Genomic DNA, 24,802 nt, shown 5'->3' with positions numbered 1-24,802 from the left:
TCCGTCCGGAGGGACGAGAGCCGGCACGGCCCCCGCGGTACCACCCTCCTTGGCCGCCGGACACGTCCGACCGCCCCCTCATTGGGGTGCGAAGCCGGTTCTACTCGCCGTACGCGGGCCCGGGGGTCGCGTACGCGCTTTCTTCCGGCGGCTCCGGGGTGATCCTTCACGTCGCGCTCGCCCCCGGGCTCTCACCGTCCCCGGGTCGCTCCTGGCTGCGTCCGACGCTACTCGTCCCCATCCATGCCTCTCGCTGGGGCCAGTGTACGGGCCGGGGGCGCGGTCGGCCGACCGGTTGGCGGGGCGTGCGCGGCGGCCCGCGCTCCCGGCGCCCCGGGAGCGGCGCGATGGGGGCGCGGGGCGGGGGCGGCGCGGTGGGCCGGGGCGGGCGGCCGGGTGCCCCGGACGGGCTGATGCGCCGGTATGGGATCCGGTGGGGCGCGAGGGGCGGATTACCGGGCTTCCGGATGGGCACAACGGTTTCAGGTCGGCCACGAGGGAAGCGTCTCCCGTTGCCGCGGGGCCGGAGTCGATTTATCGTTCCGGCACGATTCGCGAGCAATGATCACAGTATGTGAAGGGGCCGCGGCCATGGTGGCGAAGAAGACCGCCGGGAGTACAGCCAAGAGGGCCGCCGGGAAGGCTGCGGCGACCGAGGAAGCGGCTCCGGCCGGGAAGAAGACCGCCGCCCGGAAGACCGCTGCCCGCAAGACCGCCGCCGCCACGAAGGCGACGACGGGGAAGACGACCGCCGCCGAGGCCGAGGCCGAGGGTGCGGGCGCCGCCGAGAAGACGGATGCCGTCGAGAAGCGGAAGGCCACGGCCAAGGCGGCCGCGGCCGAGGGGGCGGCGCATGCCGCGAAGAAGACGGGAGTCCGCAAAGTGGTTGCCAAGAAGAGCACCGGTACGGCGAGGAAGACGGCGGCGGCCGCCACCAGCGGGCTGCCCAAGACCCGCGTCACGGAGGTCACCGCGCCGGGCGAGCTCGCCGTACCGGGCGAGCTCGCCGTACGGCCCGGCGAGGACCCGTGGACGCGGGGAGAGGCCGACGAGGCCCGCACCGAGCTGATGAGCGAGGTGCTGCGGCTGCGCGCCGAGCTGGACGCCTCCGAGGCGGCCATCTCCGGCCTGATGCGGGACTCAGGCGACGGGGCGGGCGACGACCAGGCCGACACGGGCACCAAGAACATCACGCGGGAGTCCGAGCTGTCCCTCGCGGCGAACGCCACCTCGATGCTGGAGCAGACCGAGCGGGCCCTGGAGCGGCTGGAGGCGGGCACGTACGGCCTCTGCGAGAACTGCGGGCAGCCCATCGGCAAGGCCAGGATGCAGGCCTTCCCCCGGGCCACGCTGTGCGTGGACTGCAAGCAGAAGCAGGAGCGGCGGCACTGACCGGTCCTGCGGGCCCGTCCCGTCCCCCGTCGGCGCCCGGCCGGGCGGGAGCGGGTCGAGGGGGCGCCTGGAGGGCGCCCGGCGGGTGCCCTGACGTACTCTCGTGTTCGGTCAGGGTCCAGGAACCTGGCGGAGCTGTGTCGCAACCTGGTTCGAGCTAGTTCGAGGGACTCACGTGGCAGAGGCGGAGCGCATCATCGGTACGCCGGAGGTCGGAGACGACTCCCAGCCGGAGTCCGCCGGGCCCAGGGGGCATCGGCGGATCGTGGCACTGCTCGTCGTGGCGGTGCTGGCCTACGTGCTGGACCTCGGCAGCAAGCTGCTCGTCGTGGCCAAGCTGGAGCACCAGCCGCCGATCGAGATCATCGGCGACCTGCTGAAGTTCGAGGCCGTCCGCAACCCGGGCGCCGCCTTCGGCTTCGGCGAGGCTTTCACGATCATCTTCACCTGCATCGCGGCCAGCGTGATCGTCGTGATCATCCGGTTGGCCCGCAAGCTCTACAGCCTGCCGTGGGCGATCGCGCTCGGTCTGCTGCTGGGCGGGGCCCTGGGCAACCTGACCGACCGGATCTTCCGCTCGCCGGGCGTGTTCCGCGGCGCGGTCGTCGACTTCATCGCGCCGGCCCACTTCGCGGTCTTCAACCTCGCGGACTCGGCGATCGTGTGCGGCGGCATCCTGATCGTGCTGCTGTCGTTCAAGGGTCTGGACCCGGACGGCACCGTCCACAAGGACTGATCGCGGGGCCGCTCGGGGACGGCCCGTCTGCCGAGTCCTGCATACTCGACAGGTGAGTACGATTCCCGAGATCCGAACCCTGCCCGTTCCCGATGGCCTCGAGGGCGAGCGCGTCGACGCCGCCATCGCCCGTATGTTCGGTTTCTCCCGGACGAAGGCGGCCGAACTCGCGGCCGCGGGAAAGGTGTCGGTCGACGGCAGTGTCGTCGGGAAGTCCGAACGTGTACACGGTGGCGCCTGGCTCGAAGTCGAGATGCCCGCCCCGCCGCGGCCCGTCGAGGTGATCGCCGAGCCCGTCCCGGGCATGGAGATCGTCCATGACGACGACGACATCGTCGTCATCATGAAGCCGGTGGGCGTCGCCGCCCACCCGAGCCCCGGCTGGACCGGCACCACCGTCATCGGCGGCCTCGCCGCCGCCGGATACCGCATCTCCACCTCCGGCGCCGCCGAGCGCCAGGGCATCGTGCACCGCCTCGACGTCGGCACGTCCGGCCTGATGGCCGTCGCGAAGTCGGAGCGCGCCTACACCTCGCTGAAGAACCAGTTCCGCGAGCGCGTCGTCGACAAGCGCTACCACGCGCTGGTCCAGGGCCACCCGGACCCGATGAGCGGCACCATCGACGCGCCGATCGGCCGCCACCCGACCGCCGACTACAAGTGGGCCGTGACCCAGGAGGGCAAGCCCTCCGTCACCCACTACGACCTCATCGAAGCCTTCCGCGCCGCCTCGCTGCTGGACATCAAGCTGGAGACGGGGCGCACGCACCAGATCCGCGTGCACATGGCCGCGCACCGTCACCCCTGCGTCGGCGACCTGACCTACGGCGCCGACCCGACCGTCGCCAAGCGCCTCGGGCTGACCCGGCAGTGGCTGCACGCGGTCCGGCTCGGCTTCGAGCACCCGTCGGACGGGCAGTGGGTCGAGTTCGAGAGCACCTACCCGGCCGACCTGCGCAACGCGCTGGACGTGATCCGGGCGGAGAGCGAGTGACGGACGGCGGGCGGGCGACGGGTGGCGGGCCGGTGCCCGCCTTCGCCGTCCGCGTGGCCGCGGGGGAGGCCGACATGGCCGCCTGCTTCGCGGTCCGGACCGAGGTGTTCGTGGTCGAGCAGTCCGTCCCGCCGTCGGTCGAGTACGACGCGTACGACGCGGACGCGGTGCACGTACTGGCCGTGGACCCGGACGGGAAACCACTGGGCACGGGGCGGCTGCTGTACGGGGCCGCCGCGCTGGCCAAGACCGGGTCCGAGGGCGTCGGCTCGCTGGGCCGGCTGGCCGTGAGCGCGGCCGCGCGCGGGCTGGGCGTGGGCGTCGCGCTGGTCCGCGCGATCGAGGCGGAGGCGGCCGGGCGGGGCCTGACGGCCGTCGACCTGGGCGCGCAGACGCACGCGCTGGGCTTCTACGAGCGGCTCGGGTACGAGGCGTACGGGCCGGAGTTCCTGGACGCGGGCATCCCGCACCGCTCGATGCGGCGCCGCCTCGCGGCTGGCTGACCCGGCCTGCTCCGGGCCGGGCCCCGGCCCGCCTGGCCTCGCCCGCTGTGCCGTGTCGTGGCGCGCCGCTTCCGGGGGCTCCGCCCCCGGACCCCCGCGCCTCAAACGCCGACGGGGCTGGTTGGGCCGGTACGGGCCGACGGGGCTGGATGGGCCGGTACGGGCCCGCGGGGCTGGATGTGCCGACACGGGCCGGCCTTGGTGGTCGCCGGGCATGTCGAGTGGGGCGGACTGGCAGGGTGGGGGAGTGGATCAGCTAGCTCTGCTGTTCGTGCTGTTGCTCGGGGCCGTGGTCACCGTCCCGCTCGGAGACCGGCTCGGACTGCCCTCACCCGTTCTCATGACCATCGGCGGGGTGGCCCTCGCCCTGCTGCCGTCCGTGCCGAACGTCGACGTCCCGCCCGACTACATCCTGCCGCTGGTGCTGCCGCCGCTGCTGTACGCCTCCGTGCAGCGCACCTCCTGGCGCCAGTTCGCCGCCAACGTCCGGCCCATCCTGCTGCTGGCCGTGGCCCTGGTGTTCGTCACGACCGCCGCCGTCGCCGCCGTCGCGCACGCCGCCGTGCCGGGGCTGCCGATCGCAGCCGCCGTCGCGCTCGGCGCGCTCGTCGCGCCGCCCGACCCGGTCGCCGCGACCGCCGTCGCCGGTTCGCTCGGGCTGCCCCGCCGCATGGTGTCGATCCTGGAGGGCGAGGGGCTCTTCAACGACGTCACCGCCATCGTGCTCTACCACGTGGCCATCGCCGCCGCCGTCAGCGGCAGCTTCTCGCTGCCCGACGCGCTCGGCGAGTTCGTGCTGTCCGCCGTCGTCGCGGTCGCCGTCGGTCTCGCCTTCGGCTGGATCACCCACCGCATGATGAGCAGGCTCGGCGACGCCACGCTGCAGATCGGCCTGACGCTGCTGGTGCCGTTCGTCTCGTACGTGGTGGCGGAGGAGCTCCAGGGGTCGGGGGTGCTGGCGGTCCTGACGACGGCGCTGTTCCTGGCCGAGTACGCGTCCGACGCCGACGACGTCCTGGGCCGGCTCGCCGGGCACACCTTCTGGGAAGTCGTCGACATGCTGGTCACCGGCGTGGCGTTCGGGCTGATCGGCCTGGAGCTCCACAACGTGTTCGGCACCGCGCAGGGCCGCGCCTGGGAGATGGCGGGCTGGGCGGGCGTCGTGATCGCCGTGGTGGTCGGCGTACGGCTGGTGTGGCTGCTGCCGGCCGGCTGGGTCGCGCAGAAGCTGCACAAGCGGCGCGACTACGACGAGGAGATCCCGGTGAGCTGGCGGGAGAGCGTCGTCATGTGGTGGGCCGGGATGCGGGGCGTGGCCTCGGTGGCCCTCGCCCTCGCCATCCCGTTCGAGACCGACGCGGGCGAACCGTTCCCGGCGCGGGACGAGATCGTCTTCATCGCCTTCGCGGTGATCATGGCGACCCTCGTGGTGCAGGGGCTCACCCTGCCGTGGCTGGTGCGGCGGCTGGGCGTGGCGGCCGACTCCGACGCGGACCGTGACGCCGAGCGGGCGTTGGCGATCCGCGCCGCGAAGGCAGCCAAACGGCGGCTGAAGGAGATCGAGGAGGTGGAGGAGCTGCCGGACGACCTGGTGGAGACCCTCTACCGGCGGGCGTACGACGTGGGGGCCCGCATCAGCCCCGACATGGTCGACGAGGAACGCCGGGAGGCGTACGCGCAGCGGGTGGAGCGGATCCGGGACGTCCAGCGGATCCAGCGCGAGATGATGTCCGCCGCCCGGCACGAGGTACTGGCCGCGCGCAGCGAGGCCGGGTCCGACCCGGAGGTCGTGGACCGGGTGCTGCGGCACCTGGACGTACGCAGCCTGCGGAACCCGTAGGGCGGAGCAGGCCGGGGCCCCACCCGCCCCGGGGCCCCGCCGGCCGGTCAGACCGCGTAGCGGTCCGGGGCGAAGAGGGAGCCGTTCGCCGCGATCCACTGCGAGGTGCGGCGCAGGCCGTCCTCCAGGGAGACCCGGGGCCGCCAGCCGGCCCACTCGCGGGCCCGGGAGTTGTCCGACAGCAGCCGCTGCACCTCACTGCCCGCCGGACGCAGCCGGGACGGGTCCACGACCACCCGCGCGTCCCGGCCGGAAGCCGCGATCAGGGCCTCGGCCAGGGCGCCGACCGAGATCTCCTCGCCGGTCCCGAGGTTGACCACCTCGCCCAGCGCCCGGTCGCACTCCGCGACGGCGAGGAAGCCCTCGGCCGTGTCCGTCACGTACGTGAAGTCGCGGGTCGGGGTGAGCGAGCCGAGCCGGATCTCCCGCGAGCCCGCGTGCAGCTGGGACAGGATCGTCGGGATGACGGCGCGCGCCGACTGCCGGGGGCCGTAGGTGTTGAACGGCCGCACCACCGTCACCGGCAGGTCGAAGGCGTGGTGGAAGGAGAGCGCCGCCATGTCCGCGCCGATCTTCGACGCGGAGTAGGGCGACTGCGGCTGCAGCGGGTGGCTCTCGGAGATCGGCGCCGTCAGGGCCGTCCCGTACACCTCGCTGGTGGAGGTGTGCACGAGACGGCGCACGGCGTGGCGCCGGCACGCCTCCGCCACGTTCTGCGTGCCCGTCACGTTCGTCTGGACGTACGCGCCGGGCGAGGCGTAGCTGTACGGGATCCCGATGAGCGCCGCCAGGTGGAAGACGGTGTCGCAGCCCGCCACCGCGTCGCTGACACGGCCCGCGTCGCGGACGTCGCCCGCCCACATCTCGACGGGGCCGCCCGGATCGGCGAGGTGGCGGGCCAGGTTGCCCTTCTCGGCGTACGGCTTGTAGTGCACGAAGGCGCGCACCCGCGCGCCCCGGGACACCAGCAGGTCCACCAGCGTCGAGCCGATGAAGCCCTCGGCTCCGGTGACGAGGACGGTGCGGCCGGTCCAGCTGTTCACATGCGCTCCAGGAGAGGGGTGGTGGGGACGGCGCCGGCGACGCGGAGGACCTCCGCGGCCAGCAGTTCGGCGGCCCGCGCGTGCGGGCCGGGGTCGGCGGCGCCGGCCATCGCCGCCAGCCGGGCCGGATCGGCCAGCAGCGGTCCGATGAGCCCGGCGAGGCGCTCGGCGGTGGTCTCGGCGTCGGGCAGCAGCAGCCCGGCGCCCGTGTCGGACAGCACCCGGGCGTTGTGGGTCTGGTGGTCGCCCGGGGCGTACGGGTACGGCACCAGGACGGCGGGCACGCCGGTCGCCGCCAGCTCGGCGACCGTCGCCGAACCGGCGCGGCACACCACCAGGTCGGCGGCCGCGTAGACCAGGTCCATCCGGTCCAGGTACGGCAGGGCCCGCGCGATCCGCGCCCCGCCGGAGGCCCCGAGGGCGGCGGCCGCGTCCGGCAGGGCCGCCGGGCCCGTCTTGACCAGCAGCTGTACGTCGTCGCGGCCCTGCCAGAGCGCGGCCAGGCCGGTCGCGGCCCGGGTCAGGCGGACGGCGCCCAGGCTGCCGCCGTTGAAGACCACCAGCCGCCGCCCCCCGGGGACCCCCAGGGCCCGCCGGGCCTCGGCGCGCAGGGCCGTCCGGTCCGGGCCGCCGAGCCGCGCGAGGCCGGCCAGCGCGGCGGAGATCGGCATCCCCGTGGTCAGCGCCCGCGCCCCGCCCGCGAGATGGGCGCGGCTGCGGTCGAAGGCCACCGCCACGTGCGGGGTGAGGCGGGCGGCGAACCGGTTGGCGCGGCCGGGCACCGCGTTGGACTCGTGGATCACCGCCGGCACCCCGGCCAGCCGCGCCCCGAGCACGGCGGGGGCGCTCGGGTAGCCGCCCATGCCGACGACGGCGTGCGCGCCCTGCGCCCGGATCACGGAGCGGGCCTGGTGCGCGGACTTCAGCAGCGCCGCGGGCAGCAGGAACCGCTTCGCTCCCAGGGCCGGGTCGAAGGGGATCATGTCGACGGTGTGCAGGCGGTAGCCGGCGCCGGGGATCAGGTCGCTCTCCAGGCCCCGCTCGGTCCCGATGAACGAGACCACGGCGCCGGGGACGGCCGCGCGCAGCGCCTCGGCGAGGGCCAGTCCCGGGTAGATGTGCCCGCCGGTGCCGCCCGCACCGATCACGACGGACAGTGCCGCTGGGGTGTGTGGTGTGGTCATGACCGCACACTCCCGGTGCGGCTTAAGAACGTTCTAAGAGTCGATCCGGCGGCCCGTAGCGGATAGCCGCAGTTCAGAGCCCTTTCACCGTGCCCACGCCCGCCCCGAGGGAGCCAATCTGGGAGCCACGACCCGCATTTCGCTGCTCTTACGGCGTGTCGGCAAGGGCTCCCGTAAGAACGGGACACGCCGGACGCCAAGAGGTACTGCGCGCACATCAGGGCTAGGCCCTTACGAGCCATCTGGTGCGCACCAAATGCAAGCCCTTGGTTCGTTCGGGCCTGCCGGTGCGCTTCTGCGTGACTTCAGGAAACGGCCCAGACGGGGGGCCTCGGTAGCCAACAGGGTTTAACCTCAGGGGTGTTAACCCGCTCCACCTGCGGCGACTCGGTCAAGTCCTGGCGGGTGGCACGGCCATCGGAGGCGATGCACGTGGGCCAGGGATTACGAGACGTTCGTACGGCGCGGGGATGGTCGCAGGAGCGGCTGATCTTCGAGATCGAGCGCTACGCGCGGCAGCACATACTGAACGTCGCCTCAAGTGCAAGCCTGAAGACCTACGTGTCCGAGTGGGAGAACGGCCGGCGCGTCATCACGGAGCGATACGCCGTGATCCTCCGGCCACTTCTCGGGGTTACGGACGCCGAGTTGGGCGGGGAGCGTGCGCAGGCGGTCCACCAGCAAGCTGACGGCTACGAGGACCTGTTGAGTCGGATCGACTCGGCGCGGAGCGTCAGCGACTCCATGGTGAGCACCTTCATGGACCAGACCGAGCTACTGCGGACCATGGACCGACAGACGGGGGCATCCGGCCTGGTGGACCAGATGGGCGGACATCTGGCGAGGATGGAGGACGCGCTCACGTTTGCTGTGTTGCCAGGAACGCGTCGCCCCATCGCGACGGCATTGGCCGGGGCAGCGACATTGGCGGCCTGGCAGGCGCTAGATGCCGGTGCCGTAGAGCGCGCCTGGCGGCACTACGAGCTGGCGAAACGAGCCGCGCAGGATGCAGACGCGCCGCAGTATTTGGCTCACGCCATGGGGGAGCAGGCGTACGTCCTGGGTGATGCCGGCCGACCGGAGATGGCGGTGGAGTTGATTCGTGACGCGCAGCGTACACACGCGGAGCGGCAGTCACCCCGCCGTCGGGCATGGCTGAGCGCGGCCGAAGCAGAACTGTGCGCCGCTGCTGGAATGCACGACGATGTCAGGGGTGCGGTCGACCGGGCGGCGACCTCACTGCCGGCAGGTGCGGATGCCCGCGACCCGGACATGCTGAGCATCTCCCTGAATGCTGACCACCTGGCCCGTTGGCGGGGAAACGTACTGGCACTCCTGGGCGACAGCTTGGCCATGGATGACCTCTACGTATCGCTCCAGACAACCGACCCCACCTTCGTCCGTGCCAAGGCAGGCCTGCACAGCGACCTGACGCAGGCGCATCTTGCCCGCGGCGAGTTCGACGAGGCCCGTTCGAACCTTCAACAGGCGCGCCTGCTGGCGAACCGCACGGGGTCCGTGCGGCATCGCCGGCGTGTGGAGCTGCTTACGGGGCGGCTGTAGCCCGCGACGCGAGGACATGAAGGAGGGCGACCAGGGTTCCTGACCCCATGAGCTTCCCCTCAGCCATGAGTCCGGGGATATCCGCCAGGGGAACCCAAGCGATCTGTCCGGCCTCCTCGACATCCGTGGGTTCGCCCACCTTCACCGCACCGCGCGCCACGAAGATCTCATGGGGTGAGTCGACCATGCCGATCATGGGCTGATACGTCACGACGTGCTCGACGTTCGTCGGAAGCCAGCCGGTTTCTTCCTCGGTCTCGCGCACTGCCGTGGTCGCCGCGTCCTCGCCTTCGTCCACGATGCCGCCGGGAAGTTCCCATCCCCACTGCTGCGGGACGAAGCGATAGCGCCACAGCATCAGGACGCGCTGCTGCTCGTCGATCACAGCCGTGATCGCTACATGGTGGAGACGCACCACGTGGTGCTCGAACCGCTCGGCCCCGGGCGGCTCGACTTCGACGAGGTCGAGGTTCACCCACCGGTTCTCATAGACCGTCCTGCTGCCATGGATGGTCCAAGGTTCCATCTCCGCCGGCGTGGCAACGGTCTCGCCACCCACGACGCGGTACGAACTGCGGTCGTACGCCTTGATGAGCCGCTCGCTCGCCATTCGTGCGAGTACCTGGCGGAGAGCGGTACGGCCGATCTCCAGCTCAGCGCTCATAGTCCGCTCGGAGGGAAGCTTCTGGCCGGGTCCGTACTTGCCCGACTCGATCCAAGACCGGATCGTCTGGTAGACCCTCGTCGACTTCGGTCCCATCCTCAGAGCACTCTCCCCGTTCGCTGGCTGGCGGTGCAGCGTAGTCGGGGGGGATCACGGAGGTCTCAGCCATGCTCATCTCTCCTGGTCTGACTTGAGGGCATCGCAAGGGGGCACCTTCGAGTGCCCGGGGCCACCCAGGCGTCAGAATTCCGCCCCACTATCACTCCGTGTGGGTCGACGGCAGGCGAGATGACAGTGGGTTGTGGGCGAAAGCCATGGGTGTCGGCCCGGAGCTAGGGATTTGCCTAGGAGGGGTACGGGACGAAAGCTCCTGCAGAATCCACGAATATATCGTGAGACCTGCAAATGGACTCAAGATCGTCCAGCTTCTTGCGGGATGTAAAATTAGCCGTGGATGGCGTCCCGATCTTTGTTTGCTTCGCGGCCAAGACTCGAATGGCAAGAAGCGATACCTCGCTTGCGAAATAGCTTTCGGAAGCGCGTGGGAACTCTCCTCGGTCGAAATGCTTGATGGTGTTGTAGTTTATCGAGACAGCTCGCGCCAATCCGGGCAAGCTATCACACACCCTGGAGAAGTCGAGCCCTGAATGCGCGAGGCAGCGAAAGATGAAGGTGGTGGTCGTTGGCTTTCCCTTATTGTGGGTTTCTTGCTCGCCGCTCACCGTTCCGATTAGATTTCCCGCAGCTTCCAGGCTGATGGCCGCGTTCATCACGAGGCTTTCCACTTCTCCACCTGGGCGGCTGAGCGTGCTGACCGCCGGACCAATGGCGCGCTTCCACTCCCGATAGATAGAATTCCAGCTCGATAGGCCATCCATTCCGATGTCCGAAATTGATGCGATTGCATCGCTGAAATCCTTAGGTGCGGGCAAAGGCTGCGAGTGGTCCCGATACGTCAGCGAACTAATGAGGCCATAGTGCGAGTGCCCCATCGATCGGCCATTCAAGTCAGTATCGGTGAATCTCTGGTCGTAGACAGAATGCCTGCGGAAACGCATCGCGTGACCGAATACTAGAGTGAGCAGTGAAACGAACTTTCGCTGTTCCGCCAAGTGATCGCTTATCGGTCGCGGATCCGCGAACTCACTTTCAAGCGAGCCCCACTCGGACACAAGCATGCCGGGGCCTGATCTAAATGTCTCCCAATTATTGGCGATCGTGAGGGTGGCGTCACCTTGAGTCCAGCTCAATTTTGCAGGACTCTCGGCGGTGATGGTGAAACGAGTAAGTCGTCCGGATTCATCCGACTCGGGCGCATAGCGAAGCGATCGAAGCTGACTCCATTCGGCGATGCCGTCGATCTCCGACTTTAGTCGCGCCACTTTGAGTTCACTTGCGAGATCTTCGCCTGCGCTATGAAGGACGACTGATTCAGGCGTGATGAGGCCTATCGAATATCCATGTCCGAACGTCATTGAATGTCCGGAGTAGCGGCAGCCGAACAGCGAAATCGTCCCACCTCGGGTTACAAACCCCAAATTTCTTGGTGGCGATGCAGTATCGAACCAGGTGTCAGGCTCATCAAATTGACGAGTCTGGGCTCCGTGCACGTACGGAACCTCAATTCTGATGCCGCGAGCCTCCGAGTAGGTAAGCGTTGCGACAACGAAAGGCGTGTCGCGCTTCCCGTCCACGAGTAGGCCGGCCAGCGAGTCACCGAACGAGATCTTTGCAGCCATCACCCCTCCTTGTGAACTTGGAGGATACGGCTCGATAACATGATCAAGTTGGTCATTTATCAGACTGCTGAAGGCGCCCCAGGGGCGCGAGGCAAAGGGGCTGCGGCCAGCGGGTCAGCTGCAGCCGACCACGCGCCAAGTTCCCTAGACGCGCCGTCGGCCGGGCAGTGCGCTCGGCGTGCCGGACTGGCGCTAGCGCGGCAGGCTGGGGGCGTGTTGGACCAGACGGAAAATCATCGTGCATCCGGTCTCCCGGTGGGAGGCCGGAAGGTCACCGTGCACGCGGCATGGACGCGGACCTCGGGCGAGCGCCCCCCTGGGTGTCGCCGAGTTTCTGCGTCCCGCCGACCTGGAGGACGTAGACCTGAGCGAGGTCGTGCCACTCACCTGGGAGGGCGGCGGCCTCCAGGTGTGGAACCGCCCCGACGCCTGAACGTCGTCGGCGGTACTTGGGGGAGCCAATCGGGGAGCCACCCGAGGCAGCACACGCCGGATCTTCCTAGACTGTCATGGACGGTGGGGAGCCGGATCCCTTGCGGTGCAGGGGCTTCGCAATGCCGCTTCCTGAGGCGACTCTCACCCCTGGCTTAAGAACGTTCTAAGAGGTTCTCTCAGACGGGTTTGGCAGGCTTTGCCCCATGAGCTCCACGGGCAGTACGGGTGACACGGGTGGTACCGGCGGCGCGGACCGGCAGCGGATCCTCGTCGTGGACGACGAGCCCGAGGTGCGGGCGGCCGTCCAGGACGGGCTGGCCGTCGAGGGGTACGAGGTACGGGGCGCGGCCGACGGCCTGGACGCCCTCTCGCAGGTCGCGGCCTGGGAGCCCGACGCCCTCGTCCTGGACGTGATGATGCCCGTCCTCGACGGACTCGGCGTCTGCCGGCAGCTGCGCGCGATGGGCGACCGGACCCCCGTCCTGGTGCTCACCGCGCTGGACTCCGTCAGCGAACGCGTCGACGGGCTGGACGCCGGAGCCGACGACTACCTCGTCAAGCCGTTCGCGCTCGACGAGCTGGTCGCGCGGGTACGGGCGCTGCTGCGCCGGGCCGCGCCCGAGCCCGCGGGCGCCGCCTGCCCGGGCTTCGCCGACCTGGTCCTGGACCTCGCGACCCGCACCGGGCGCCGCGGCGGGCGGCCGCTGGAGTTCAGCCGGACCGAGGCCGCGCTCCTGGAACTGCTGCTGCGCCACCCCGGCCAGGTGCTCCCGCGCGAGCTGATCCTGGAGCTGGTGTGGGGGCGGGACTTCGGGCCGGACTCCAACTCCCTCGCGGTGTACGTGGGCTACCTGCGCCGGAAGCTGGAGGCCGGCGGCGAGCCCCGGCTGGTCCACACCGTGCACGGGGTCGGCTACCGGCTGGACCTCGCGTGAGCGGCGGCGGCCGGCGCCGGCTCGGGGCGGCCTGGCGCCGCAGGCGGCCGCTGCGCACCCGGCTGGCGCTGGCGGTGACCGCGGCCGTGGCGTTCGTGGCCGTGGTGGTGTGCGCGGCCGCGTTCTTCGTCGTACGGTCCGCCCTCTACCAGCAGCTCGACCTGAGCCTGACGCAGTCGGCCCGGCTCGCCGCCCAGCGGGAGCCGGGGGCCGCGCCGGGCACCCTCGCCGGGGAGTGCCGGTTCCTGGCCGCTCCCGCGTGCGCCGAGGTGGTGCCCGCCGACCCGGCCAAGGACCCCCGCACACCGGGGCTGCTGCCGGTGGCGCCGGCGGCGCGGGAGGTCGCGGCGGGGCGCAGGGCCCCGTACTACACCCACATCACCGTCTCCGGTCATCCCGCCCGGATGCTCACCACCGACTACGCCCGGGGCCGGGCGCTCCAGGTCGCGCTGCGGGCCGACACCGTCGAGGACGGCATCGAGGAGGCCGCCTGGTGGCTCGTCCTGACGGCGGCGGCCGGGGTGCTCCTCGCCGCGGTACTGGGGTACTGGGTGTCGCGGACCGGGCTGGCCCCCGTCACCCGGCTCACCGCGACCGCCGAGCGGATCGCCGCCACCCGGGACCCGCGGCACCGGATCGAACTTCCGCCGCCGGGGCGGGAGGACGAGATCACCCGGCTGGCCGGGAGCTTCAACACGATGCTCGGGGAACTGGAGCAGTCCGTCACCGCGCAGCGCCGGCTCGTCGCGGACGCCTCGCACGAGCTGCGGACCCCGCTGACGGCCCTGCGGACCAACGCGGAGCTGCTGGCCCGCGCCGACCGGCTGACCCCGGAGCAGCGGGAGCGCGCCTCGGCCGCGCTGGGGCGTCAGCTCCGGGAGGTGACCGGCCTGGTCAACGATCTGATCGAGCTGGCCCGGGACGAGGAGCCGCGGCCGCTGGTGGAGCAGGTCCGGCTGGGGCCGCTGGTGGAGCACTGCGCGGAGGTGGCGCGGGCGCACTGGCCGGCGGTCCCGGTGCGCGTACGGGTGGAGGCGCCGGCGGAGGCGGCGGTCGTCCCCGGGGTGCCGGCGCGGCTGAGCCGGCTGCTGGGGAACCTGCTGGACAACGCGGCGAAGTTCAGCCCGCCGGGGCTGCCGGTGGAGGTCGAGCTGACCGTGCCGTCCGGCGGACCGGAGGTGACGGTGCGGGACCACGGGCGGGGGATCGCGCCGCAGGACCTGCCGTACGTCTTCGACCGGTTCTACCGGGCCGGCGCCGCGCGGGCGCTGCCGGGGTCGGGGCTCGGCCTGGCGATGGCCCGGCAGATCGCGCGGGCCCACGGCGCGGAACTGGTGGCGGAACCGGCCCCGGGCGGCGGGGCGCTGTTCCGGCTGACGTTCTGAGGCGGGGCGGCGGCCGGGGCGGGCACGGGAGAGCGGTGCCCGCCCCGGCCCCCGCCTCAGGCGCCGGCGGCTCCCGGGGTCTCGGCGGTCGCGGCCCGGGCGCCCGGGACGGCGGCGGCCTCGGAGGTCGTGACGCGGGGCAGGGCGTACGGGTGGGAGGCGACGAGCCAGGCGATCATCTGCTCGCGGACCGCGCACCGCACGGTCCAGACGTCGTCGGCGTTCTTCGCGGTGACGACCGCGCGGACCTGCACGGTGTTCGGGGTGGTGTCGGTCACCGCCAGACCGACGCCGCGGCCGTCCCACTCGGGGATCTCCTTCACGAGGTCCTGGAGCCGCTCCCGCATGAGGTCGACCGGCGCGCTGTGGTCGAGGTGCCAGAAGACGGTGCCGGTCATCTGGGCGCCGCCGCGCGACCAGTTCTCGTACGGCTTGCTCGTGAAGTAGGAGACCGGCATCGTGATCCGGCGCTCGTCCCAGGTGCGGACGGTCAGGAAGGTCAGGGTGATCTCCTCGACCGTGCCCCACTCCTTGTCGACGACCACCGTGTCGCCGATGCGGACGGTGTCGCCGAAGGCGATCTGCAGGCCGGCGAAGAGGTTGCCCAGGGCGGACTGCGCGGCGATGCCCGCCACGATGCCGAGGACGCCGGCGGAGGCCAGCATCGAGGTGCCGACGGCCTTCATCGGCGGGAAGGTCAGCAGCATGGCCGCCAGCGCGACCACGACCACCACCGCCGTGACCACCCGCTGGATCAGGGTCACCTGCGTGCGCACGCGGCGGACCCGGGCGTCGTCCTGGGCCACCGAGGCGTAGCGGGCGTACGTGGAGTCGACCGCGGCCGTCGCGATGCGCACGGCCAGCCAGGCCGCGGAGGCGATCGTCACCAGGGTGAGGATCCGCCCGATGTAGAACGCGGACTCGGGAAGGAGCCCCGCGGACCGGTAGGAACCCCGGAGCAGCGCGGTGCACAGCACGACCTGGAACGGCACCCTGCAGCGCCGCAGCAGCCCCCACAGGGGGGTCTCCGGGTGCCGTCGGTCGACGCGTCGCAGCAGCCGGTCGAGCAGCCACCCGGCGAGCAGGGTGATCAGCAGCGAGCCGCCGATGACGATCAGAGGGCGTAGCAAGGTCTCCATCTCCATGACGTGAACGTAACCGGAAGCCGTCTCCGGAAACTGGCACGATGGAGTCATGAACATCATGCTTTTCCATTCGACGTACGGGTTGCGGCCCGCCGTCCACGAGGCGGCCGACCGGCTGCGCGCGGCCGGGCACGAGGTCCAGGTGCCGGACCTCTTCGAGGGGCGCACCTTCGGAACCGTCGAGGAGGGCATGGCACACCAGGAGGAGATCGGCCGGGACGAGCTGCTCAAGCGCGCGGTGCTGGCCTCCGCCCCCTTCTCCGACCGGGGCCTGGTCTACGCGGGGTTCTCCTTCGGCGGCTCGATCGCCCAGCACCTGGCCCTGGCCGACGAGAAGGCGCGCGGGCTGCTGCTCCTGCACGGGACGGCGGACCTGGAGGCGGACGCCTCGGCCGACGAGCTGCCCGTACAGCTGCACATCGCCGACCCGGACCCGTTCGAGCCGCACGACTGGCTGACGGCCTGGTACCTGCGGATGCGGCGGGCGGGGGCGGACGTGGAGGTCCACAGCTACCCGGGCGCCGGGCACCTGTTCACGGACGCGGGCCTGGACGACTACGACGCCGAGGCCGCCGAGCAGACCTGGAAGGTCGCGATCGGCTTCCTCGACACCCTGTAGGACACGGTGGCGGCGGGGCGGCCCGCACCGGGCGCCCCGCCGCCACCGCACGCCCGGCGGGCCGGTCAGCGCACCGGCTGGTGCACCCGCTGCACCGTCTGGGTCCCGCTCAGGGTCCGGTACGAGCGCGACCACGCGGCCGAGGCGTCCGGCCGGCGCTTGTCGGAGAGCACGTAGTAGTCCATCTGCGAGCGCTCCGCCGTCACGTCGAGCACGCCGTAGCCGTGCGCGTCCATGTCGAGCCACTTCACGTGCCAGTTGGCGGCCTTGACCGCCGACTCGGCGACCAGCGAGGCGGTGTCCGCCGGAACGTGCAGGATGTCGTCCAGGTTGTCCGAGGTCACGGAGGTGACCACGAACTCGGTCGCGGCCGTCCCCGAGCCCGGGTAGGTCGCCATGTTCACCGGGACCTCGTTCGCCCACGCCATGTGGATGTCGCCGGTCAGGAACACGGTGTTCCTGACGTTCCGGTCCTTCAGGTGGCCCAGCAGCTCCTTGCGGTCGTCCGTGTAGCCGTCCCACTGGTCCACGTTGACGGCGAGGCCGCCCTCGGGCAGGCCCAGCAGCTTGGCGAGCGGCTTGAGCAGGTGCGCGGGCAGCGAGCCGAAGGCCACCGGGGAGATCATCACGGAGGTGCCGACCAGCTTCCAGGTCGCGTCCGAGCCCGCCAGGCCCGCCTTGAGCCAGTCCAGCTGGGCCCGGCCCGTGAGGGTGCGTTCGGGGTCGTCGACCGAGCCGCTGCCGACCTTGACCTGCTGCGAGCGGAAGGACCGCAGGTCGAGGAGGTGCAGGTCGGCGAGGGTGCCGAAGCGCAGCCGCCGGTAGACGGTGCCGGCGATGGAGGCGCGTACGGGCATCCACTCGAAGTACGCCTGCTTGGCGGCGGCCGCGCGGGCCGCCCACTCGCCCTCGGCGCCCGGGGTGTGGTTCTCCGCGCCGCCCGCCCAGGCGTCGTTGGCGAACTCGTGGTCGTCCCAGATCGCGACGACCGGGTGCGCCTGGTGCAGCGCCTGGAGGTCGGGGTCGGTCTTGTACTTCCCGTGCCGGGTGCGGTAGTCGGCGAGCGAGACGATCTCGTGCCGCGGCTCGTGCGGGCGGACGGTGTACCTGGCCTCCGGGTAGCTCCCCGTGGCGTACTCGTAGAGGTAGTCGCCCAGGTGCAGGACCGCGTCCAGGTCGGCGCGGGCGGCGAGGTGGCGGTAGGCGGAGAAGTAGCCGGACTCCCAGTTCGCGCAGGAGACCACGCCGAAGCGGACCCCGGCGGTCGTCGTCCCGGCGGCCGGGGTGGTCAGGGTGCGGCCGGGCGGGGAGACGGCGGTGCCGGCGGAGAACCGGTACCAGTACGGGGTCTGCGGGCTCAGGCCGCGCACGTCCACCTTGACCGTGTGGTCGGAGGCGGCGCTCGCGGTGACGGCGCCGGAGGCGACGATCCGGGAGAAGGTCTTGTCCGAGGCCACCTCCCAGCCCACCCGCACGGCGGGGCCGAGTCCGGAGCCGGGCACGGCCTCGGCGGTGGGGGTGACGCGGGTCCACAGCAGGACCCCGTCGGGCAGCGGGTCGCCGGAGGCGACGCCGTGGAGGAACGCGGGCGCGCTCTGGGAGGCGTGGGCCGCCGGGGCGCCCAGCGAGGCGATCGGCGCGAGTGCGGCGGTGGCGGCCGCGGCCAGCACGACCGTGCGGCGGCGCGGAGCGGGTACGCCCGGGGAAGAGGGCGCGGGGGACGGGAGATGACTGGTCACGGATGATCATGTTACTGGCGGGTATGACCCTGCGTACATCCCCCGGAACGCAAAGAGCGGGCGAACTCCCGGAGTCCGCCCACCCGTTGGCCGAAATCAGCCTGCGAGGGCCTTGTCGATCGCCGCGGTGAACGCGTCGGCGGTCCCCGGGGTCTCGATCTTCTTGCCGTCCATCTTCAGCGTCGGGGTACCCGTCACGCCCGACTTGCCGAACGCGTCGGACATCGTCAGCGCCCACCGGTCGTAGGTGCCGTCCTCGACGGCCTTCTTGAACTCGGCGTTGCCCTTGAGCGCCGGCACCGTGTCGGCGACCTTCAGCAGGTAGGCGTCCTTGGCGAAGCTGTCGACGGTCTCCTCGGGGTGCAGTTCCTTGGAGTAGAGCGCCGCCTTGTAGTCGAGGAACGCCTCCGGGCTGACGTTCAGCGCCGCGCCCAGGGCGCTCAGCGCGTTCTTCGAGCCCTCGCCCTTGACCGCGTTGTCGATGAAGGTGGCGCCGAAGTAGCGGAGCTTGTACTTGCCTGCGTCGACGTCCTTCTTGACCTGCCCGCCGACGGCCTGCTCGAACGAGGCGCAGGCCGGGCAGCGGGAGTCCTCGTACAGCTCCAGGGTCTTCTTCGCCTCGGGCTTGCCGACGACGACCGTGGTGCCGTCCTCGCCCTCGGTGTTCTTCGGCTTGATCAGGTCGGCCTTCGCGGCGTTCTCCCAGTAGCCGGGCTTGCTGGACTGGACGACCGCGTAGCCGATGCCGCCGGCTATGGCGAGGACGGCGAGGACGGCGCCGCCCACGACCAGCTGGCGGCGCACCTTGTCCTTCTTCGCCTGGGCCTCGCGCTCGGCGCGGAGCCGCTCGCGGGCCGCCGCCTTGTTCGCCTGGCTGTTGCGTGAACTCATGATGATCTCCGTGGAATGCGACGTGACGGGGGTGTCGTACCTGCGTCAGGCGCGCGCGAGCGCGCCGGGCACGGGCGGCCCCCGCCGTCCCACGGAGTGGGCGGGGAACCGGGTGAGGGCCCCCGCGCCCGGAAGGACCGAGCGCAGCACGCGCCGCGCTGCCCCCGGGGCCGCCGCCACCGGGGCCACCGCCAGCAGCAGCGGCCGGAAGGCGCAGACCGCCACCGCCCGCAGCAGCTGGGCCAGCGCCCGCTCGCCGCAGTGCAGCCACCCGGCGGCCACCAGCCCGACCGACACGTGCGCCGCGAGCAGCAGCCAGGGCGTCCACGGCCCGGGCGAGGCCAGCAGCGCCGCCGGATCGGCGACGGGCCCGGCCACCTCGGTCAGCGGCCCGCCCACCGGGGCGCCGCCGCACAGCGCGTCCAGGCCCATCGCGCGCAGCGGCCCGGAGACCGGTCCGCCCGCGGGGCCGTAGCAGAGGTGCTGTCCGGCGGTGAAGACGGTGTCGGCGGCCAGCTCCAGCGGTACGAGCAGCCCGGCGATGGGCCCGAAGGCCCGACGGCGCCCGGCCAGCGCGTACGCGATCACGAAGACGGCGGCGAAGGCCCCCGCCAGCAGCGGGGCCGGCAGCGGTACCCGGGACATCAGGACGTGCGAACCCGCCGAGAGCAGCACGACGAGCGCGCTGAACAGCGCCGCCCGCAGCCCCCGGAGTCCTGCCCCTGATATGTCCATCGTCGCGAGTGTGCCACGAGAGCCTGTGGAGCCGGGCCCCCGGGCCCGGCTCCCCCGGCTCACGGCATGAGCCGCCCGTTGCGGAAGAGGTCCACGAAGATCTGGTGGTCGGCGCGGGCCCGGGCGCCGTACGCGTGGGCGAACTCCACCAGCAGTTCCGCGAAGCCCTCCTCGTCGGCCGCGATGGCCGCGTCGATGGCCCGCTCGGTCGAGAACGGGACCAGGGAGTGGCCGCTCTCCGCCTCGTCGGCCGCCCCGTGCATGGTCGCCGTGGCCCGGCCGAGGTCCGCGACGACGGCGGCGATCTCCTCCGGGTCGTCCAGGTCCGACCAGTCCAGGTCCACCGCGTACGGGGAGACCTCCGCCACCAGCTGCCCGGAGCCGTCCAGCTCCGTCCAGCCCAGCCACGGGTCGGCGTGCGCCTGCAGGGCCCGCTGGGAGATCACCGTGCGGTGACCCTCGTGGTGGAAGTAGTCGCGGACGGCCCGGTCGGTGACGTGCCGGGAGACCGCCGGGGTCTGGGCCTGCTTGAGGTAGATCACGACGTCGTTCTCCAGGGCGTCGCTGTGCCCCTCCAGCAGGATGTTGTAGGAGGGCAGGCCGGCCGAGCCGATGCCGACGCCCCGGCGGCCCACCACGTCCTTGACCCGGTAGGAGTCGGGCCGGACCAGGGACTCGTCGGGCAGGGTCTCCAGGTAGCCGTCGAAGGCGTCCAGCACCTTGTAGCGCGTGGCCGCGTCCAGCTCGATGGTGCCCGGGCCGGGTGCGAAACGCCGCTCGAAGTCCCGGATCTCCGTCATCGAGTCCAGCAGCGAGAAGCGGGTGCGCGCGCGGGCCGCGCGCAGGGCGCCCAGCAGCGGGCCGTCGGCGGTGTCCAGGGTGAAGGAGGGCACCTCCTCGTACTTGGCCCCGGCGGCCAGGCGGTGGACGCGCTCCCGGTAGGCACCGGCGTACGTGCGCACCAGATCGCCGATCTGCCCGTCGCTGAGCGCCTTGGTGTAGCCGATCAGCGCCACGGAGGCCGCGAACCGCTTCAGGTCCCAGGTGAAGGGGCCGACGTACGCCTCGTCGAAGTCGTTGACGTTGAAGACCAGCCGGCCGTTGGAGTCCATGTACGTGCCGAAGTTCTCGGCGTGCAGATCGCCGTGGATCCACACCCGGCCGGTGCGCTCGTCCACGTACGGGCCGCCCTGCCCGTCCTGCTCCAGGTCCGCGTAGAAGAGGCAGGCCGTACCGCGGTAGAAGGCGAACGCCGAGGCCGCCATCTTCCGGAATTTGACCTGGAAGGCAGCCGGGTCGGCTGTGAGGAGCTCGCCGAACGCGGTGTCGAACACGTCGAGTATCCGCTCGGCACGCTGTGCGTCGGTCGTCTCGGGAACCGCCATGGCGGATGCCTCCTGGTGGCGCGGGGTGGAGCGCGGGTGGAGCGCTGTGCTGACCGTGCTGGGCAGGACCGGGGGCCCTGGTTCTGCAACGGACGACCGTACCCGTCGGTGCCCGCGGGCTGTCACCCGGGAGACGTAGAATTCGTAGCCGCCCCCCTCTCTCCCCTCCGGAGGATCCCCACCGTGACCAAGCAGCCGTTCACGCACCTGCACGTCCACACCCAGTACTCCCTGCTGGACGGTGCCGCGCGGCTGAAGGACATGTTCAACGCGTGCAACGAGATGGGCATGTCCCACATCGCGATGTCGGACCACGGCAACCTGCACGGGGCCTATGACTTCTTCCACACCGCGAAGAAGTCCGGCATCACGCCGATCATCGGCATAGAGGCGTACGTCGCCCCCGAGTCCCGGCGCAACAAGCGCCGCATCCAGTGGGGCCAGCCGCACCAGAAGCGCGACGACGTCTCCGGCTCCGGCGGCTACACCCACAAGACGATCTGGGCGGCGAACGCCACCGGCCTGAACAACCTCTTCCGGCTGTCCTCCGACGCGTACGCCGAGGGCTGGCTCACGAAGTGGCCGCGCATGGACAAGGAGACCATCGCCAAGTGGTCCGAGGGGCTCATCGCCTCCACCGGCTGCCCCTCCGGCGAGCTCCAGACCCGGCTGCGCCTCGGCCAGTTCGACGAGGCCGTCAAGGCCGCCTCCGAGTACCAGGACATCTTCGGCAAGGACCGGTACTTCCTGGAGCTGATGGACCACGGCATCGAGATCGAGCGCCGGGTCCGCGACGGGCTCCTGGAGATCGGCAGGAAGCTCGGCATCCCGCCGCTGGTGACGAACGACTCGCATTACACCTACGCCAGCGAGGCGGGCGCCCACGACGCCCTGCTCTGCATCCAGACCGGCAAGAACCTCTCCGACCCGGACCGCTTCCGCTTCGACGGCACCGGCTACTACCTGAAGTCCGCGCAGGAGATGTACGCCATCGACTCCTCGGACGCCTGGCAGGAGGGCTGCGCCAACACCCGCCTCGTCGCCGAGCAGGTCGACACCGAGGGCATGTTCCAGTTCCGGAACCTGATGCCGAAGTTCGACATACCGGACGGCTACACCGAGGTCACCTGGTTCCGCGCGGAGACCATGCGCGGCATGGACCGCCGCTATCCGGGGGGCATCCCGGACGACCGGATGAAGCAGGCCGAGTACGAGATGGACACGATCATCTCGATGGGCTTCCCCGGCTACTTCCTCGTGGTCGCCGACTTCATCATGTGGGCCAAGAACCAGGGCATCGCGGTGGGCCCGGGCCGCGGCTCCGCGGCCGGCTCGATCGTCGCGTACGCCATGGGCATCACCGACCTCGACCCGATCACCCACGGCCTGATCTTCGAACGCTTCCTGAACCCCGAGCGCGTCTCCATGCCCGATGTCGACATCGACTTCGACGAGCGCAGGCGCGTCGAGGTGATCCGGTACGTGACCGAGAAGTACGGCGCCGACAAGGTCGCCATGATCGGCACGTACGGCACCATCAAGGCCAAGAACGCGATCAAGGACTCCGCGCGCGTCCTGGGCTACCCGTACGCCATGGGCGACCGGCTCACCAAGGCCATGCCCGCCGACGTCCTCGGCAAGGGCATCCCGCTCTCCGGCATCCTCGACCCGGCGCACCCCCGCTACGGCGAGGCCGGCGAGCTCCGCGGGATGTACGAGAACGAGCCGGACGTGAAGAAGGTCATCGACACCGCCCGCGGCGTGGAGGGCCTGGTCCGGCAGATGGGCGTGCACGCCGCCGGCGTGATCATGTCCAGCGAGACGATCACCGACCACGTGCCCGTCTGGGTGCGGCACTCCGACGGCGTCACCATCACCCAGTGGGACTACCCGAGCTGCGAGTCGCTCGGCCTGCTGAAGATGGACTTCCTCGGCCTGCGCAACCTCACGATCATGGACGACGCCGTCAAGATGGTGAAGGCCAACAAGGGGATCGACATCGATCTCCTCGGCCTCCCGCTCGACGACCCCAAGACCTTCGAACTGCTCGGCCGCGGCGACACCCTCGGCGTCTTCCAGTTCGACGGCGGGCCCATGCGCTCCCTGCTGCGCCTGATGAAGCCCGACAACTTCGAGGACATCTCCGCCGTCTCGGCCCTGTACCGGCCGGGCCCGATGGGCATGAACTCGCACACGAACTACGCCCTGCGCAAGAACAAGCAGCAGGAGATCACCCCGATCCACCCGGACCTGGAGAAGCCCCTCGAAGAGGTGCTGGCGGTCACCTACGGCCTGATCGTCTACCAGGAGCAGGTGCAGAAGGCCGCCCAGATCATCGCCGGGTACTCGCTCGGCGAGGCCGACATCCTGCGCCGCGTGATGGGCAAGAAGAAGCCCGAGGAACTGGCGAAGAACTTCACGATCTTCCAGGAGGGCGCCCGGAAGAACGGCTACAACGACAAGGCCATCCAGGCCCTGTGGGACGTCCTGGTCCCCTTCGCCGGCTACGCCTTCAACAAGGCCCACTCGGCCGCCTACGGACTGGTCTCCTACTGGACCGCCTACCTGAAGGCGAACTTCCCGGCCGAGTACATGGCCGGCCTGCTCACCTCGGTCAAGGACGACAAGGACAAGTCCGCGATCTACCTCAACGAGTGCCGGCGCATGGGCATCAAGGTCCTGCCGCCGAACGTGAACGAGTCCGAGCCGAACTTCGCCGCCCAGGGCGACGACGTGATCCTCTTCGGCCTCACCGCCGTCCGCAACGTCGGCACGAACGTCGTGGAATCGATCATCAAGAGCCGCAAGGCGAAGGGGAAGTACGCCTCCTTCCCCGACTTCCTGGACAAGGTCGAGGCCGTGGTCTGCAACAAGCGGACCGTCGAGTCGCTGATCAAGGCCGGCGCCTTCGACGAGATGGGCCACACCCGCAAGGGCCTCGTCGCCCACCACGAACCGATGATCGACAACGTGGTGGCGGTCAAGCGCAAGGAGGCCGAGGGACAGTTCGACCTCTTCGGCGCGATGGGCGACGAGGGCGCGGGCGACGAGCCGGGCTTCGGGCTCGACGTCGTCTTCTCCGACGTCGAGTGGGAGAAGTCCTACCTGCTCGCCCAGGAGCGCGAGATGCTCGGCCTCTACGTCTCCGACCACCCGCTCTTCGGCCTGGAACACGTGCTGTCCGACAAGACGGACGCCGGCATCTCCCAGCTGACCGGCGGCGAGCACTCCGACGGCGCGGTCGTCACCATCGGCGGCATCATCTCGGGCCTCCAGCGCAAGATGACCAAACAGGGCAACGCCTGGGCCATCGCCACCGTCGAGGACCTGGCCGGCTCCATCGAGTGCATGTTCTTCCCCGCGACCTACCAGCTCGTCTCCACCCAGCTGGTCGAGGACACCGTCGTCTTCGTCAAGGGCCGCCTCGACAAGCGCGAGGACGTCCCGCGCCTTGTCGCGATGGAGATGATGGTCCCCGACGTCTCCTCGGCCGGCACCAACGCGCCCGTCGTCCTCACCATCCCCACCGTCAAGGTCACGCCGCCGATGGTGACCCGGCTGGGCGAGATCCTGCGCCACCACCACGGCAACACCGAGGTGCGGATCAAGCTCCAGGGTCCGCGCTCGACCACGGTCCTGCGGCTCGACAGGCACCGGGTCAAGCCCGACCCGGCGCTGTTCGGCGACCTCAAGGTGCTGCTCGGACCGTCCTGCCTGGCCGGATAGGGACGCTCTCCCCGCATGCGGAGGGGCCCGCCCGGCGATGCCGGGCGGGGGCCCCCCCCGCCCCCCCCCCCCGGGGGGGGGCCCCCCCGCGCGGGGTGGTGGGGGATAATTTGGTGTTTTTTTTTGTGGAGATGGGGAGGGCGGAGGGC

Annotated in this window: 19 protein-coding genes; 10 read left to right on the top strand and 9 right to left on the bottom strand. The window is 70.9% G+C overall.

Annotated features, from left to right (window positions below; genetic code table 11):
* Positions 1-561: 561 nt before the first annotated feature.
* The 5 genes from ABT106_RS12705 to ABT106_RS12685 all read left to right on the top strand — a co-directional run bounded on the left by ABT106_RS12705 (position 562) and on the right by ABT106_RS12685 (position 5,465).
* Positions 562-1,392 carry a TraR/DksA family transcriptional regulator gene (locus ABT106_RS12705; RefSeq protein WP_351275883.1) on the top strand — a complete coding sequence of 277 codons (831 nt, stop codon included), beginning with the start codon at positions 562-564 and terminating at the stop codon, positions 1,390-1,392.
* Positions 1,393-1,585: 193 nt separating this feature from the next.
* Positions 1,586-2,128 carry a signal peptidase II gene (lspA, locus tag ABT106_RS12700; protein WP_502979335.1) on the top strand — a complete coding sequence of 181 codons (543 nt, stop codon included), beginning with the start codon at positions 1,586-1,588 and terminating at the stop codon, positions 2,126-2,128.
* 52 nt (positions 2,129-2,180) lie between these two features.
* Positions 2,181-3,122: an RluA family pseudouridine synthase gene (locus ABT106_RS12695; protein ID WP_351275881.1), complete on the top strand. Its 942-nt coding sequence runs from the start codon at positions 2,181-2,183 to the stop codon at positions 3,120-3,122.
* A gap of 74 nt (positions 3,123-3,196) precedes the next feature.
* Positions 3,197-3,625: a GNAT family N-acetyltransferase gene (locus tag ABT106_RS12690; protein ID WP_351275923.1), complete on the top strand. Its 429-nt coding sequence runs from the start codon at positions 3,197-3,199 to the stop codon at positions 3,623-3,625.
* 247 nt (positions 3,626-3,872) lie between these two features.
* Positions 3,873-5,465 carry a Na+/H+ antiporter gene (locus tag ABT106_RS12685; RefSeq protein WP_351275879.1) on the top strand — a complete coding sequence of 531 codons (1,593 nt, stop codon included), beginning with the start codon at positions 3,873-3,875 and terminating at the stop codon, positions 5,463-5,465.
* A gap of 47 nt (positions 5,466-5,512) precedes the next feature.
* Here ABT106_RS12685 and ABT106_RS12680 read toward each other — a convergent pair whose 3' ends face one another.
* Positions 5,513-6,508, bottom strand: coding sequence for an SDR family NAD(P)-dependent oxidoreductase (locus tag ABT106_RS12680; protein WP_351275877.1), 996 nt, complete (start codon positions 6,506-6,508; stop codon positions 5,513-5,515).
* On the bottom strand, positions 6,505-7,692 hold the full coding sequence (locus ABT106_RS12675; protein ID WP_351275875.1) for a UDP-N-acetylglucosamine--N-acetylmuramyl-(pentapeptide) pyrophosphoryl-undecaprenol N-acetylglucosamine transferase: 1,188 nt from the start codon (positions 7,690-7,692) through the stop codon (positions 6,505-6,507). Before ABT106_RS12675 ends, ABT106_RS12680 begins: the two co-directional genes overlap by 4 nt.
* A gap of 432 nt (positions 7,693-8,124) precedes the next feature.
* Between ABT106_RS12675 and ABT106_RS12670 the strand changes: the two genes are divergently transcribed.
* Positions 8,125-9,255 (top strand): NsdA family TPR-like regulatory protein, encoded by a 1,131-nt coding sequence (locus tag ABT106_RS12670; RefSeq protein ID WP_351275873.1) that lies wholly within the window; start codon positions 8,125-8,127, stop codon positions 9,253-9,255.
* Here ABT106_RS12670 and ABT106_RS12665 read toward each other — a convergent pair.
* Entirely contained in the window at positions 9,239-10,015 is a 777-nt protein-coding gene (locus ABT106_RS12665) for an NUDIX domain-containing protein (RefSeq protein ID WP_351275871.1), read from the bottom strand. The two genes, ABT106_RS12670 and ABT106_RS12665, sit on opposite strands and share 17 nt — an antisense overlap.
* Before the next feature lie 248 nt (positions 10,016-10,263).
* Positions 10,264-11,658, bottom strand: a complete 1,395-nt coding sequence (locus tag ABT106_RS12660; protein ID WP_351275869.1) for an ApeA N-terminal domain 1-containing protein — start codon at positions 11,656-11,658, stop codon at positions 10,264-10,266.
* A gap of 638 nt (positions 11,659-12,296) precedes the next feature.
* Here ABT106_RS12660 and ABT106_RS12655 point away from each other — a divergent pair.
* Positions 12,297-13,028 (top strand): response regulator transcription factor, encoded by a 732-nt coding sequence (locus ABT106_RS12655; protein WP_351275867.1) that lies wholly within the window; start codon positions 12,297-12,299, stop codon positions 13,026-13,028.
* Positions 13,025-14,413 carry a sensor histidine kinase gene (locus ABT106_RS12650; RefSeq protein ID WP_351275865.1) on the top strand — a complete coding sequence of 463 codons (1,389 nt, stop codon included), beginning with the start codon at positions 13,025-13,027 and terminating at the stop codon, positions 14,411-14,413. Before ABT106_RS12655 ends, ABT106_RS12650 begins: the two co-directional genes overlap by 4 nt.
* A gap of 56 nt (positions 14,414-14,469) precedes the next feature.
* Here the strand turns inward: ABT106_RS12650 and ABT106_RS12645 are convergent, their stop codons facing one another.
* Complete coding sequence (locus ABT106_RS12645) at positions 14,470-15,552, bottom strand: mechanosensitive ion channel family protein (RefSeq protein WP_351275921.1); 1,083 nt, start codon at positions 15,550-15,552, stop codon at positions 14,470-14,472.
* A gap of 55 nt (positions 15,553-15,607) precedes the next feature.
* Between ABT106_RS12645 and ABT106_RS12640 the strand changes: the two genes are divergently transcribed.
* Positions 15,608-16,177, top strand: coding sequence for a dienelactone hydrolase family protein (locus ABT106_RS12640; protein WP_351275863.1), 570 nt, complete (start codon positions 15,608-15,610; stop codon positions 16,175-16,177).
* Between the two features lie 65 nt (positions 16,178-16,242).
* On the opposite strand, the gene ABT106_RS12635 is transcribed toward ABT106_RS12640, so the two are convergent.
* From ABT106_RS12635 to ABT106_RS12620, 4 genes are all read right to left on the bottom strand, one after another.
* Positions 16,243-17,916, bottom strand: coding sequence for an alkaline phosphatase D family protein (locus ABT106_RS12635; protein ID WP_351275861.1), 1,674 nt, complete (start codon positions 17,914-17,916; stop codon positions 16,243-16,245).
* A 96-nt stretch (positions 17,917-18,012) separates the two neighbouring features.
* On the bottom strand, positions 18,013-18,807 hold the full coding sequence (locus ABT106_RS12630) for a DsbA family protein (protein WP_351275859.1): 795 nt from the start codon (positions 18,805-18,807) through the stop codon (positions 18,013-18,015).
* A gap of 45 nt (positions 18,808-18,852) precedes the next feature.
* Positions 18,853-19,542: a hypothetical protein gene (locus tag ABT106_RS12625; RefSeq protein ID WP_351275857.1), complete on the bottom strand. Its 690-nt coding sequence runs from the start codon at positions 19,540-19,542 to the stop codon at positions 18,853-18,855.
* Between the two features lie 59 nt (positions 19,543-19,601).
* The gene (locus ABT106_RS12620) at positions 19,602-20,927 is read right to left on the bottom strand and encodes a DUF2252 domain-containing protein (protein WP_351275855.1); all 1,326 of its coding nucleotides are present in this window, start codon (positions 20,925-20,927) and stop codon (positions 19,602-19,604) included.
* Between the two features lie 183 nt (positions 20,928-21,110).
* On the opposite strand from ABT106_RS12620, the gene dnaE reads away from it, so the two are divergent.
* Positions 21,111-24,653 carry a DNA polymerase III subunit alpha gene (dnaE, locus tag ABT106_RS12615; RefSeq protein WP_351275853.1) on the top strand — a complete coding sequence of 1,181 codons (3,543 nt, stop codon included), beginning with the start codon at positions 21,111-21,113 and terminating at the stop codon, positions 24,651-24,653.
* Positions 24,654-24,802 lie beyond the last annotated feature (149 nt).

It is taken from the genome of Streptomyces sp. NPDC002044, assembly GCF_040296725.1.
GTDB classification, from domain to species: Bacteria; Actinomycetota; Actinomycetes; order Streptomycetales; family Streptomycetaceae; genus Streptomyces; species Streptomyces antarcticus.
Note: the sequence above shows the minus strand (reverse complement) of the source record. Positions and strands in the feature narration are given on the sequence as shown.